At 71.7% G+C, this 12,888-nt stretch carries 13 protein-coding genes; 10 read left to right on the top strand and 3 right to left on the bottom strand.

All coding sequences use genetic code 11. The features are described from left to right. The first annotated feature begins 467 nt into the window (after positions 1-467). From EWH70_RS36490 to EWH70_RS14885, 10 genes are all read left to right on the top strand, one after another. A complete protein-coding gene (locus EWH70_RS36490) occupies positions 468-632 on the top strand; it encodes an LxmA leader domain family RiPP (RefSeq protein WP_165436281.1) in 165 nt (54 codons plus the stop codon). A 150-nt stretch (positions 633-782) separates the two neighbouring features. Continuing rightward, the gene (locus EWH70_RS14925) at positions 783-1,364 is read left to right on the top strand and encodes a flavoprotein (RefSeq protein WP_130475991.1); all 582 of its coding nucleotides are present in this window, start codon (positions 783-785) and stop codon (positions 1,362-1,364) included. Beyond that, the gene (locus EWH70_RS14920; RefSeq protein ID WP_130475990.1) at positions 1,361-2,266 is read left to right on the top strand and encodes a protein kinase family protein; all 906 of its coding nucleotides are present in this window, start codon (positions 1,361-1,363) and stop codon (positions 2,264-2,266) included. Before EWH70_RS14925 ends, EWH70_RS14920 begins: the two co-directional genes overlap by 4 nt. Next, complete coding sequence (lxmK, locus tag EWH70_RS14915; RefSeq protein ID WP_130475989.1) at positions 2,263-3,429, top strand: class V lanthionine synthetase subunit LxmK; 1,167 nt, start codon at positions 2,263-2,265, stop codon at positions 3,427-3,429. Before EWH70_RS14920 ends, lxmK begins: the two co-directional genes overlap by 4 nt. Continuing rightward, positions 3,426-4,424, top strand: a complete 999-nt coding sequence (locus EWH70_RS14910) for a T3SS effector HopA1 family protein (protein WP_130475988.1) — start codon at positions 3,426-3,428, stop codon at positions 4,422-4,424. The genes lxmK and EWH70_RS14910 overlap by 4 nt, the downstream gene beginning before the upstream one ends. Next, complete coding sequence (locus EWH70_RS14905) at positions 4,421-5,185, top strand: class I SAM-dependent methyltransferase (protein WP_130475987.1); 765 nt, start codon at positions 4,421-4,423, stop codon at positions 5,183-5,185. The genes EWH70_RS14910 and EWH70_RS14905 overlap by 4 nt, the downstream gene beginning before the upstream one ends. A gap of 7 nt (positions 5,186-5,192) precedes the next feature. Next, on the top strand, positions 5,193-6,209 hold the full coding sequence (locus EWH70_RS14900; protein WP_130475986.1) for an LLM class flavin-dependent oxidoreductase: 1,017 nt from the start codon (positions 5,193-5,195) through the stop codon (positions 6,207-6,209). After that, positions 6,206-7,444: a M16 family metallopeptidase gene (locus EWH70_RS14895; RefSeq protein WP_130475985.1), complete on the top strand. Its 1,239-nt coding sequence runs from the start codon at positions 6,206-6,208 to the stop codon at positions 7,442-7,444. Before EWH70_RS14900 ends, EWH70_RS14895 begins: the two co-directional genes overlap by 4 nt. A 14-nt stretch (positions 7,445-7,458) precedes the next feature. Then, positions 7,459-8,652 carry a M16 family metallopeptidase gene (locus EWH70_RS14890; protein ID WP_130475984.1) on the top strand — a complete coding sequence of 398 codons (1,194 nt, stop codon included), beginning with the start codon at positions 7,459-7,461 and terminating at the stop codon, positions 8,650-8,652. A 28-nt stretch (positions 8,653-8,680) separates the two neighbouring features. Next, complete coding sequence (locus tag EWH70_RS14885; RefSeq protein WP_240686992.1) at positions 8,681-10,552, top strand: alpha/beta hydrolase family protein; 1,872 nt, start codon at positions 8,681-8,683, stop codon at positions 10,550-10,552. A 15-nt stretch (positions 10,553-10,567) separates the two neighbouring features. Here the strand turns inward: EWH70_RS14885 and EWH70_RS14880 are convergent, their stop codons facing one another. The 3 genes from EWH70_RS14880 to EWH70_RS14870 all read right to left on the bottom strand — a co-directional run bounded on the left by EWH70_RS14880 (position 10,568) and on the right by EWH70_RS14870 (position 12,752). Continuing rightward, on the bottom strand, positions 10,568-11,452 hold the full coding sequence (locus EWH70_RS14880; protein WP_130475982.1) for a hypothetical protein: 885 nt from the start codon (positions 11,450-11,452) through the stop codon (positions 10,568-10,570). Beyond that, on the bottom strand, positions 11,449-12,156 hold the full coding sequence (locus tag EWH70_RS14875; RefSeq protein ID WP_130475981.1) for a helix-turn-helix transcriptional regulator: 708 nt from the start codon (positions 12,154-12,156) through the stop codon (positions 11,449-11,451). Before EWH70_RS14875 ends, EWH70_RS14880 begins: the two co-directional genes overlap by 4 nt. Positions 12,157-12,320: 164 nt before the next feature. Then, positions 12,321-12,752, bottom strand: coding sequence for a GNAT family N-acetyltransferase (locus EWH70_RS14870; protein ID WP_130475980.1), 432 nt, complete (start codon positions 12,750-12,752; stop codon positions 12,321-12,323). Positions 12,753-12,888 lie beyond the last annotated feature (136 nt).

Here is a 12,888-nt window from a genome sequence, read left to right as displayed (position 1 = left end):
TCATGGAGACCTTTCCGGTGTGAATGCGTCGATGGTGAGCGAATTAGTCGGAATTATATGTTTCGGGCGCCGTCGTTGTCATACGTTCGTGTCCGCCTCGGTGGCCTTCAGTAGATTTGCCGGAGTCGCGCCCATGTGGTTGCGCTGATCGGTTCCGCCTCTCCATCAATCTGTCGGTTCGATCGGTTGATATTCTCGGACGATCGGATAAATCCCCTGCTAGTGGCGCTGTTTGAAGCGTGCTTTCGTCGGTCTGCTCCCTGTCGGCCACTGATCAACACCTTTCACGGGATTGAGTTATTGACTGACTGCTCCGAATAGAGCAACCTGTGTATCTGCGTTGACAAGATCCGTCTGGCGTTGATACTTTTTGCTTGTCGCCATTCGCCGCGACTGGGGGTCGGGGTTGTTTCCCTGAAGTGCTCCACGGCGTACATTCCGGCGACAGAACCCATTGAAGGAGAAAAATGAACGAGAAGGACCTGTTCGCGGGCTTCGACAACTACACCACCAGCGCCGAGCTGGGGTTGTTCGACGATGGCATGGACGAGGCCGGCTTCACTCCGTCGTCCGCCCCCTGTGTCCGCCTGACCGCGGAGACGATCGCCCGCACGATCGCCAGCCCCTGCTGACCGAGTTCCCCGCCGGGCCGAGCTCGGCTCTGTGAAAGGACTCGCACCACCGCACTGGTCTGGAGCGCGGTGGTGCGAGTCACCCACATCTTAGAACCGCACGCGACGGGAGAAGGGAGCCCGGTGGGCCAGAAGGTCGAAGGCGGCGTCATGCCCGAGTTTGACGCCGGCCGCTTGTTGCTCGCCGGCACCGGCGCACTGAGCGTCGCCCTGCTGCCGTTCTGGCTCAACTGGCTGCGCGAGCTACGCCCGGACGTGGAACTGCGCGTCGTGCTGACGAAGAGCGCGCACCGGTTCGTGGCGGCCGAGGCGCTGAGCGCGTTGTCCCGCTCCGAGGTGATCGTCGACGACTGGGCCGCGCAGCCTCCGGGCCGGGCCGTGCATGTGGAACTGGCCCAGTGGTGCGAGACGGTCGTGGTGTACCCGGCCACGGCACACTTTCTCGCCCGGTTCGCGCTGGGCGTGGTCGACACGCCGCTGCTGCTGGCGCTGCAGGCCGTCACCGGAACCATCGGGATAGCACCGGCGCTGCCCCCGGGCGTGGCCGGGAGCACCGCGATGAAGCGTCACCTCGACCTGATCACCGCCGACCCGCGCGTCGTCCTGGCCCCCACGGGTACCGCACGCAGCACGACGACCGGACGGGAGGAGAGCGGGTCGTTGCTCCCGCTGCCCGACCTGCTGGCGCGGATGCGCGCCCGGTCGCTCCGGGCGGGGAAGGGGGCGGCGTGACGACCGATACCCTGCGTGCGGTTCTGCGCCGGGGTGAGCGGGTGGTCGAGCACGACAGCGGATCCCGGCAGGTGCGGGTGGTGCGGACCGGCGCCCGGCGTTACCTGTGGTGCCTTTCCAGCGAGCAGGGGCACCTCGAGGGGTGCCCGCCCGGCCCCTTGCCCGAGCCGATGCAGGCTCCGGCCATTGTGGACGGTGAGGCGGTCTACACGGCGTACGGTGCCAGTTCACTCGCGTCGATGTTGCTGGACCGCGAGCACGACAGCGTCGCGAAGGCCGCCGACACGCTCGCCGCGGTGGTCCCCGCTGTCCTTGCCCTGCACCGGTTGCCGGCCGATTCGGGCTTGCCCCCGCCGGGGGCGCTGAGGCTACTGAACTGGCTCGTCACACCGCCGGTGCCGGGCAGCGCACTGGCGCGGTTGCGGGAGACGGCCTCGGGTAGCTGGGGAATCACCGGCATGGAGGAGCTGAGCGGGTGGTGCCGGCAGCTCCTCGAGCCGGCCCGGCCGGTGGGCGTGCACGGTGAGTTCTCGCTGGCGAATATCGTCGTGGGCGAGGGGAACGAGCCCGCTGTCCTGCTCGCCCGGCCCGTCCTGCACCGCGCCGCCGCCGAACTCGACCTCGGCTGGCTGCTGGGCGAGCTCACAGAGCTGGAGATCGTCGAGCGCGACCCGGTGCGCCGGCACGCCGTGCGGACACTGCGGTCCGGTGTCATGCGGTACGGCACCGCCGGGCTGTCCACCGGGCTGCTGGCGAAGGCGGTGGTCCTGCGCATCGCCGCCCACGCCGGCGACTTCGCAGCCTACGTCGGCTGGCACCCGAGTCTGGCCGGCTACGTCGAGCTCATCCGCCGCCTCGCTGAGGCGGCGGTCACCGACCATCCGGAAGGCGGATCCTCATGAGTGTCATCGCCGGCAGGCCTACCGGCGCCGAGCGGGAGCCGCGCTTCGGTTCGCGGTTCGAACCGGGTGATCTCGCCGGCGAGCCCGCGCTGACTACGCTGTTGTCGGATCTCGGGCTGGGGCGGTTCGAACCGGACCGCCTCGAGTCCTACGGCGGCCGCAACGACAACTGGGCCGGAGCGACCACGAGCGGCCGTCCGGTGTTCGTGAAGAAGATTCCCCGGGACACCGGCGCTCCGTTCGACGGCTTCACCAGGTCGATCGCGTTCGAGACCAACCGTGCCGCCGGGGGCGGCCCACCGAGCCCGGCGTGCCTCGGCTGGCACGCCGCGAGCGGCGTACTCGTCTTCGAGCTCGTAGCCGGCGCCCGCTCAGGTGCGGAACTGCTGGCAGACGGGAAGTTCGAGCCGCGACACAGCCGGCAGGCCGGCCGGGCCACCGCGCGGTTGCACCAGTTGCCCGTGGACCCGGCGAACGTCGACAGCTCGGCGTGCCCGCTTCCTTCGGTCGACTGGCTCACCGCGTTGCCGTGGAACGTCTTCGCTACCAGCAGTATGGCCCAGCTCGAGGCGTTGCGGATCATGCAGGACGATCATGAGTTCGGCGACGCGGTGCGTCGGCTGCGCCAGGGCGAAAAGCGGGCGCCGGCGGTACCGATCCACGCGGACCTGCGGCTGGACCAGCTCCTGGTCTGCGCCGACGGTCAGGTGTCGCTGGTCGACTGGGAGGAGTTCCGGCTCGGCGATCCGGCCCGCGACGTCGGCACCGTGGTGGGTGAGTTCCTCTACCAGATGACCGCCGCCATCCGGCTCGACGAACCCGCCGACGCCGATACCGGCACGGGCATGGGCAGCAAGGTCACCGACGACGACATCGTCAACAGGTGCATCGCGGGCCTGCGCCGCCAGCGGCCGCTGGTCCGCGAGTTCTGTGCCGGTTACCGCGAGGTCCGCGAGTTCTCCGGTGACGACGCGGTCCGTGCGACCGCCTTCGCCGGCTGGCATCTCTTCGACCGCCTCTACGTCTCGGCCAGAGAGAAGTCCAGGCTGTCCCCGCTGAACAGGGCTGCCGCGGGAGTCGGGCGCACGGTGATGCTCCGGGCCTCGGACGCGGCCGGCCTGCTCGGGCTGAGCCCGGTGGACGGCTCGGGGGAGCGGCGATGAGGGCGCCTGCCGTGCAAGCTGCACACCACCGGGTGCACGAGATCCTCGACCACATCCGCCTGGACCCCACTTTGCGTGGCGCTTCGGTCGGCAGTCAGCGGATCGAGGCCGCCAACGTGCGGGAACTGCGCGCCAAGCTGATCAACGCGATCTATGCCGAGCTGCACGCCGGCGCGGCACCACCGGACGGTTCGGCCCTGCGCCCGCGCAGCCTGCGCGACGAGGGGCTGGAGGCAGGCCTGACTGCCGTCGTGCCCCATGCCACCTCGCCGGCGGAGGGCGTGGTGCTGGCGATACTTGGCGACGGACTCGCCGTCCGCCTTTCCGGCGTGAGTGTCCGGCTGCCGGCGCACACCGTGCGCGACGGAGCCGTACCGGAGCCGGGAGCCGAGTTGACGTTCGACCTGCCTGCCGTTCGGCTCGCGCTGTCGCCGGGGTTCCTGATGGTCGACGGCCCGCACGGGCACGAGGACCGGGGCGGTGCGATCGGCCGGGTGTTCGTCCACGTCACCGGGCCCGAGCACGCCCCCGAGGTGTGGGGCCGCGTGGTGCGTGCTCTCAATGAGCTGGGCATCGGCTACCGGGCGAAGGTCCTCTCGGACCCGAGGGCCTATCCGCGACGGGACGCCGTCGTGGTCTACCACGGCGCGGCCGACGCCGGGGTGCCCGCCGCCGTCGCCGACGCGGTGGCCGGTGCCGCGGGTGTCGGGGACCAGTGCTCGCTGTTCACCAGCAGGCTGGCCGCCGGTGTGTCGGCCGCGGACGACCCCGCCGACACCAGGGTCGGCATGCGTGGCCTGAGCTTCGGCCAGCACCGGGCCACCGTGGTCACCTCGGCCCTGCTCCAGCACGCGACCGAGGGTGGCTCGGTGGACGAGGTCGTCGTGACGTATCTGCTGGAGGCGGGCATCGACCCGGCCGAACCCGCCTTCAACCTCACCGGCACCGCCGCCGGTCGCCGACCGCACAGCACCGACCCCCGAGGAGAACGATGAGTCAGCAGACCGTGACGAGCGACCTGGCGCTGAGTGGAGCGTACGGTGACTCGCTCGCCGAGGTGTACGACCAGCTCTACCCGGTCACGGCCGGGGTCGAACAGTGCGTCGGCGTGCTCGCCGAGCTGGCCGGTGAGGGCGGTTCGGCACTGGAGTTCGGCGTGGGGACCGGCCGGATCGCCATCCCGCTGGCTGCCCGCGGCGTCCGGGTCACCGGCATCGACTCCTCGTCGAAAATGCTGGGCGTACTCAGGTCGAACGATCCCGGGGCCACTGTGGACACAGTGCACGCCACTTTCGGCGGCCTCGACCTCGACCGGAGGTTCGATCTCGTGGCCGGCGTCTTCAACGCGCTGTGCTGCGCTCCCACGCAGGACGAGCAGATCGAGGTCCTGCGGGTCATGCGGCGCCACCTGGCCCCGGGCGGCCGGATCGTGCTGGAGACGTTCGAGCCGGGACGCCATCACACCCGGCGCATGACGGAGACGGTCACCCATCCGCTCGGCCCGGGTGCCGTGCTGATGGAACAGACACAGATCGTCCCGGAAGGACAGTTGATGTTCCTGCTCAACACGATGATCGACGGCGGGACCCCGCGGGTCGCCGCCGGCTTCATGCGTTACGTCTGGCCCGCGGAGCTGGACCTGATGGCGCGGCTGGCCGGGCTGCGCGTGCGGGAGAGGTGGGGTGGGTGGGACCGCGGCCAGCTCACCGCGGACAGCCCGATGTACGTGACGGTCCTCGTCGACGAAGCGAGTTGACACCGCGATGACGAGCCCGAACTACGCGCCGATGACCCTGTCCGTCGGAACCCCTCTGCAGGCACGGGTACCCGGTGACGTCATCCCGTTCGCCCGGCTGGCCGAGGCCAGCCGGGGACAGCGGATGTGGTTCGGCAACAGCGGATTGCTCGATTCCCAGTCGCTGATCGCGTACTTCGTCGGCAAGGGCATCGAGATCTCCTACGCCAGCGGGGTGGCGTTGACCCCGCTGCGGCATCCCTACGACGCCGCGCTCACCGCCCGGTCGATCGCGGCGCTGTCGGGAAGGAGATACACCGCCGGTTTCGGGCCGGCGACACCGGCGTTCGTCAGGGCGCTGCGTGCCGATGCCTACCGCAGCCCCAAAGCCGCGGCCGCGGAGTTCGCCACGATCGTCGGCAGGCTGTGCGCGGCCGACGGCGTGGTGACCTTCCACGGTGAGTACTTCACCCAGCGCGACCTCCCCGCGTTCGAACCGGGACCGGAGGTGGAGGTCGGGCTGGGGGTGATCCGGCCGTCGATGGCCCGTACGACGGGGTCGGTCGCCGACGTCGCCATCAGCTGGCTGACCTCGCCCGCCTACCTGACCGCGACGCTGCTGCCGGCGTTGCGAGAGGGGGCGCGGGAAGCCGGGAGGCCTGTCCCGAGGCTGGCCACACTCGTCCAGGTCGCGGTACGCCGCCCCGGCCGTGACCCCGCGGTCCTCGCCGACTCCGCTGCCGGCCTGCATCTACGGGGGGCGCATTACCGTGACATGCTGCGACGATCGGGGCTGACACTGTCCGGCGTGGACGCACTCGACGACGCCCGCGAGCTGGTCGACCGGGGCATCTTTCTCTACGGGAGCCCGGAGGAGATCGCCGACCGGCTGCGTGAGTACCACGCCTGCGGTGTCGGCGAGCTGGTGGTCAAGACCACTGGCGTCCAGGTGACCGAGGGACTGCGGGCTGCCGTCGACGACCTGGTCGCGGTATTCGCGGCGGCGGACCAGCTCCGCCCTGGGACCGCGAGCGTGCGGACGTGACTTCACTGAGCACGCTGCCCAACGGGGTGCGCGTGGTCGTCGACCAGCGTCCTGACGCGGCCGTGTGCGCGATCGCGGTGACGGTCGGAGCCGGTGCGAGCTCCGACCCGCGTGGTGGGAGTGGCCTCGCGCATCTCGTCGAACACCTGATGTTCCGCAGGAGCCCCGTATCCGCCGGTCACCTCGAACAGGTGCGGGCCGTCGGCGGCCTCTGCAACGCCACGACCGGTCACGACACCACCGTCTACCACTCGCTGGTTCCCGCGGGGGAGACCACCGCGATCCTGCGGGCCGAAGGCCGGCGGTTCGCGCCGACGGCGGTCACCGACTCGGCCGTGGAGGCCGAGCGGGGGGTGGTGCTCGCCGAGATCGACGAGGCACGCGGCACTTCCGCGTCCGGTGCCTCGTGGTATGCCGTCGCCCCGGCGCTCCTGGGCCGCACCGCCGCGGCCCTGGCCCCGCACGGTGACCCGGACCAGCTCATGACCCTGCGCGGTGACGACTGCACCGGCTTCGTCGACCGTCACTACGGCGCGGACAACCTGGTGGTGTCCGTAGTGGGTGACGCGGGAACAGCTGATGTCGTAGCACTGGTGGAGCGGTTTTTCGGGGGCCTGCGGCCCTGCGGCGCGAGCGAGGCCGGTCCGGCCTCCGGCGCGCACGGCCCGGCGCCGGATCCCGTGCCCGCTGAGGACGGGCGCCTCCGGGCCGCCGTCGGCTTCCCCGTGCCGGACCCGGAACTGGACCGGGCCGCCTATCTGGCCCACGTGCTGCTGGCACGGGTGCTGTCCACCCACCACTTTCCGGCGCTCAGCGCGGGGCGTGCCGAGCTGGCCCGGGCCACGATGTCGGTGGGGCCGGGGGGACGGTGGCTGCGGCGCAGGCGTGCCGACCTCGCACTCGCCGAGCTGACCGCGTCCCGTGGGGACGTCGGCGACCTGGCCGGGCTGCTCCTGCTGACCCTGGACCACGTGCGCCGCCACGGCATCGACGACCGTGCTCGCATGCGCGCGGTCCGCAGGCTCCAGCTGGAGCAGCACCATCTCGTCGACGACCCGCTGCGGCACGCGATCGGCCTCGGCCGCGCTGAGGCGCTCGGCTTCGGCCACCGGTCCTGGACCGGGCTGTCCGCGGAACTGGCCGGCCTGCCACCACAGGCGGCACGTGAGGCCGCGGAGCGGCTGCTGGCCGGGCCCCGGACCGTACTGCCCGTCGACCCCGGAGGTTCCCGCTGACCACGACCTGCCCCATGTTCCCGCCGGTACGCGAGTTCGCCCTGGCCAACGGCCTGCCGGTGCTCGCCGTCGAGCGCACCGTCGTGCCGAAGCTGGACCTGCGGCTGGTCGTGCGCACCCCGGGTGCCGGCCGCGGACAACGACGTGCCATCGCGGCCTACACCGGCCGTCTGCTCGCCACTCCCGTTTTCGCCGACGCGGGTGCGCTGGTGACGTGTTCGGTCGACGAGTCGGCCCTGACGGTGTCGGTGAGTGTGCTCGCCGACGCGCTGCGGCCCGTGCTCGACGCGCTCGCACGGGCGCTGGCCAGCGCGAAGGAGCCGGCTGCCACGGCCGGCCCGTCCGGTTCCGGTGCCGGGAGCGACGGCGGGCCGGAGGTGTGGGAACGGCGCCTGCTCGAACACCGTTACGGTACGCATCCGATCGCCGTACCGGACGGCACCCGCCCGGCGCGGGCGTGGTCGCTGGTGCCGGACGACGCCGTGATCGTCGTGGTGGGGCCGGTCGACCGGGCCGTTCGCGCTGCGCTCGAGGACACTGTCGGGCGCTGGGAACGTGCGGAGGCGGGCAGTACCCCGGTGGCGCCGCCGTTGACGCCGGTGTCCGAACCGGACGTCCTGGTGCTGCGGGTGCCGGAGGGCACCCGCTCGTCGGTCCTCCTCGCCGGACCCGCTGCCGAGCTGACCGACCCCGCCCACCCGGCGGCACGCGTGGCCGAGGTGGTGCTGGGCGGGCATCCCGCGAGCCGCCTGCACTCGCTGCTGCGACAGGACCTTGGACTGGTCTACACCGCGGAGTCGGCGGCTCGGCGCGGCTGGTACGGCAGCTGGCACCTGATCGAGTTCTCGGCGGCGGGCCGGGACGTGCACCGCGCGCTGGAGGCGCTCGGGGACCTGCTGACCCGGCTGGCCCGTGGCGAGGTCACCGACGACGAGATCGCGTCGGCCCGCCGGTACGCGGCCGCGGTTCCCGCATTGGCCACGGCCAGCCAGTCCACCCTCGCCAGTGCCGTCGCGGGCTACGCCGCCCTGCGGGTGCCCTTCGCCACCTTGGCTGCCTTCCCCGCACTCGTCCGTGCGATCGAACCGGATCAGGTGCGCGAGGCCCTGTCGCGGTGGTTCCGGCCCGAACTGTTCCATGGAATCCTCACGGCTCCGGCTTCCCACCCCCACCCACCGAGGGCGGGCCCCTGGACGTTGCGTACGTGACAGTAGTCCCGAACCCAGGAGTTCCTCCGTGGCAAACGATGCCCGCGTTCCCGAACGGCTCTTCGACGATCCCGCGCGGGAGGCCACATGGCGTAGACGGTTCACCGCCGCGGTCGTCACACCGCCCATCCCGGCGAGGCAGCGGCCGGAGCACAACGTGTACGTCTCCAACAGCTCCGGCACCTTCCAGGTACACGCCTGGAACCGGGTGACCGACGAGCACTGGGAGGTGACCACGGCACGACACGGCGCATATGTCTGCGCGCTGAGCGCCGACGGCCGGTGGATCTGGTACTTCACCGACCCGTCCGGGGCGGAGACGGGGCGGTGGCACCGCGTGCGGTTCCCCGCGCCGGGACGTCCGCTGCCGGAGCCGGAGGAGACACCGATCACCACAGAGGGCTTCCCGCTCGGTCAGGCGCTGGGCGTGAGCCGCGGCGTCGTCGCCATGATGGCGGCGGACGGGTGCACCCTGTGGTATTACGACGAGGACAAGAGCGAGGTTTCCGCCTTGCTGCACGACAGCACGTCGGCGTCGGTGCACGACCTGGACCCGGCGGATGAGCTCGCGGTGGTCAGTCACGCGGCCGGCGCGAGCATGCTGCGGCCCACGGTCTCCGTGCTCGCACTCGGGGACGGCCGGGAGATCGGGCGGAAGTGGGACGGTGCCGACCACGGGCTCGAAGTGTTCGGGTTCTCGCCGGTGCCCGGCGACCGCCGGATCCTGATGGCACACGAACGCGATGGCAACCGTGTCCCGTTCATCTGGAACCTCGACGACGACTCGGAGACCTCTGTCGAGGCAGACCTGGCAGGGGAGACCTGGGCCCGCTGGTTCCCAGGAGCGTCGGCGCTGTTGCTCGGCCGCTCCGAGTGGGGCCGCACCTCCCTGTATCGCTATGACCTGGCGCGGCACGGCCTCGATCGGATCCCCGTGCGCACCGGCTGGATTGGCGCGGCCGCGGCACGCCAGGACGCGAGCATCGAGTACGTCTGGTGCGACGCCGCGCATCCACCCGAGGTGCGTAGGTACGGAACCGACGGCAGTGACCGGGTTCTGCTGTGTGCACCGGGTGAGCCGGCGCCGCCGTCGCGGCGTGTCCTCGACGCGTTCGTCGACGTCGACGGACCGGCCGCGGGGCGTCTGCACGTCCTCTACGCGACCCCGGACTCGCCGGGGCCGTGGCCGACGGTGTTCTCCGTCCACGGTGGACCCTACGCGGCCGACGAGGACTACTTCTCCGCGATCCGCGCCACCTGGTTGGACGCGGGTTTCGCCGTGGTGCACGCCAACTACCGCGGTTCCACCGGATACGGCCGGTCGTGGCGCGAGGCGATCAAGGGCGACCCGGGGTGTCTCGCGCTGGACGACCTCGGCAGTGCCCACGACTGGGCGGTCGCGCACGGAGTCGCCGATCCGCGCCGCTGTGTGCTGCGGGGGTGGTCGTGGGGCGGGTACCTCGCCCTCCTCGGCGTCGGCAGGCAGCCGCGGCGGTGGGCGGCCGGGATCGCCGGTGCGCCCATCGCGGACTATGTCGCGGCTTACCGCGAGCAACTGCCGTCGCTGCGGCACTTCGACGACGAGTTGTTCGGGGGCGGCCCGGACGACGTACCCGAGGTCTACGTACGGTCGTCCCCGTTGACCTACGTACCTCGGGTCGTGGCACCGGTGCTGTTGCTGTGCGGCGATCACGATCCGCGGACGCCGCCCGGCCAGCTGGCCCGCTTCGAGGAGGCGATGGCCGAGCACGACAGGTACTACGAGAAGTACACGTTCGACGCCGGGCACGGCTCGCTGGAGGTGGAGGAGCAGATCCGGCAGTGCGCGGTCGAGATCGGCTTCGCCGTGCGGCACCTCGGTTCAGCCGGCACCGTGGATCGCGGCTCGGGCCGCCAATGACGCCGCTGTGCCGGCTCATCCCCGTGCGTTGGCCCTCAGCACCACGGCGGCGCGCAGCGTGACGACGCCCCGCCACTCGGCCAGAGCAGCCGGTCCCGGCGGTGTCCACGGCACGGGCCAGCCGCCGTCGTCCTCCCGGGCCGCGGCCAGTACGTCCAGATGCGCGTCGACGGCGTCGGCGGGGAAGAGCCGGCGGCGCGGGTCGTCCGGGTGCGGGGCGAAGTCCAGCGGGGTGAGCCCGTAGCCCGGCCCGGGGTAGAGGTGGAACAGCGTCAGCTCGCCGATCCGCTCACTCAGCCGTTCGACGCCGGCGGTGTCGCCGTCGGATTCCAGGAACCGCAGGACGTTCAACGCCGTGTGCGCGTCCAGTTCACCGTCTAGTGCCCGGTCGGCCTCGGCCCGGCAGAACTTCCCGGCCCGCTCCAGCCACGGACCGCCGACCTCCAGCCGCCGCAGCCGGGCGAGGATGCCGGCCGTGGGGTTGAGCCCGGCGCCGAACACGCCGTCACCCCAGTGATCGGCCCTCGGATACCGCGTGACGGACGGCAGCACGATGGGCAGGCCACCGTCGGCCGTCGTGACCGACTCCAGGTAGGGCACCAGACCGGCGGCGAACTCCCGGGCCCGCTCGCGCACGCCGGTGCCGGCGGGGGAGTCCAGGATCTGGTCCACCACCTCCAGTGCGAAGTCCACGGCGAGCGGCTGGCTGTCCGGGGCCCGGACGTCCGGTTCGAGCGCGTGGCCCAGTCCGCCGTCGGGATTGCGGTAGCCGGCCAGGACGTCGAGCACCGCGCCTGCCTCGGCGGGGCCGCCGTCGTCGAGCAGCAGCCCGGCGAGCCTGCGCTCGAGCAGCCGGGCGTGGGTGGACAGGAACCGCCGGGTGTCGGTGAGTGTGCTCATGCCGGCAACGCTAGGCGTGCCCGTGGCGCGGCGGCTTGGACGAAACGGTCACCGAGGAACCGGGCGGGGGTCTGACCGGTCAGCTCCCGGCAGTCCCGGTTCAGATGCGGCTGGTCGGCGTAACCGGCCTCGGCGGCCAGCCGCGCCAGGTCGCCGACATGCGGCGCCAGCTCCAGTGCCCGCTGCAGCCGGGCCACGCGCAGGTAGATGGCGGGCCCGTAACCGACGGCCGCGGTGAACCGGCGGCGCAGCTGCCGCGCGCTCAGTCCGGCTTCGTCGGCCGCCGTGCCGACCCGGACCCCGGCGTCGAGCCGGGCCAGCACATGATCGAGTGCGTGGTCCCTGGTCCCGTGGACGCGGCGGGCCACCACGGCGGCGGCGTCCGCGGGCCGTTCCACCAGCCGGTCCGCGACCGCCCGGCCCCACAGGTCGGCGAGGTCGATCCGCTGATCGGCCAGCTCGTCGGCGGGTACGCCCAGCACCCGCGGCGCCGCACCGGGGTGGAACCGGAAGGCGTGCAGCGGCCCCCCGCGGTTGGTGAGCCACGGCCCGGTGTCCGGCCCGGCGACGAACGCCCGGTCCGGCCCGACGATCAGGTCGATGCAGCCGTCCGGCACGATCAGCTTGCCGGCCGGTCGATCGGCCTGCCAGAGGCAGCGCACGACGCCTGCCAGCGCCGCGGGTGGCTGGATCTCGCGGTACACGGACCCATTCTCGCGTGGACCACCGACAATCGCCGTGGTCAGGTCGCGGAGTGCGACTGCTCGATCTCGACGACATCCGCAAGGCTGCCGTCGGCCTGGTGTGCTTCCCCGTCGAGGAGCGACGCGGCGCCGACTCGGACGGCTAGGGACACTAGTGTCGTGAGTCAGAGTGCCCGGACATACCTCGCCTGCTCGGCCGACGTCTCCCGGTAACCGAGCGCCACGTAGAAGGCGTGTGCCGCATCGCGGATACGCGACGACGTTAGCTCGATCCGGTCGCAGCCCCAGTTCGCGGCCAGCGCGGTCACGTCGTCGAGCAGTGCGCGCCCCACGCCGCGGCGGCGGTGACGGTCGCCGACCACGAGCCCGGTCAGTTTCGCCGAGTAACCCACCTCGCCGAGTCGCGGAACCGCGGCGATCGCCGCCATGCCCGCGATCTCGCCGTCGATCACGGCGACGCGGAGTTTCGCGCGCGGAGTATCGCGCCACCGCCGCACCTGCACCGTCACGTCCCCGGGCTCGAGTGGGTGTCCCCACTGCGTGAACAGCGGTTCCAGTGCGGTGGCGTCGGCGGGTTCGGCCGCTCGGATCTCCATGACGCCACTCTGCCGCAGCCGTCAGGCTCGTGCGTTACCGGCCTCAGCCGGCCTTGTCGGCTCACTGACGTGCGGCACCGGCTCTGGTGTCCGCCAGCGCACGACGCCTGCCCGTGCCGCGGGTGGCTGGATCTCG

This window comes from Amycolatopsis suaedae, from assembly GCF_004214935.1.
GTDB classification, from domain to species: Bacteria; Actinomycetota; Actinomycetes; order Mycobacteriales; family Pseudonocardiaceae; genus Amycolatopsis; species Amycolatopsis suaedae.
Note: the sequence above shows the minus strand (reverse complement) of the source record. Positions and strands in the feature narration are given on the sequence as shown.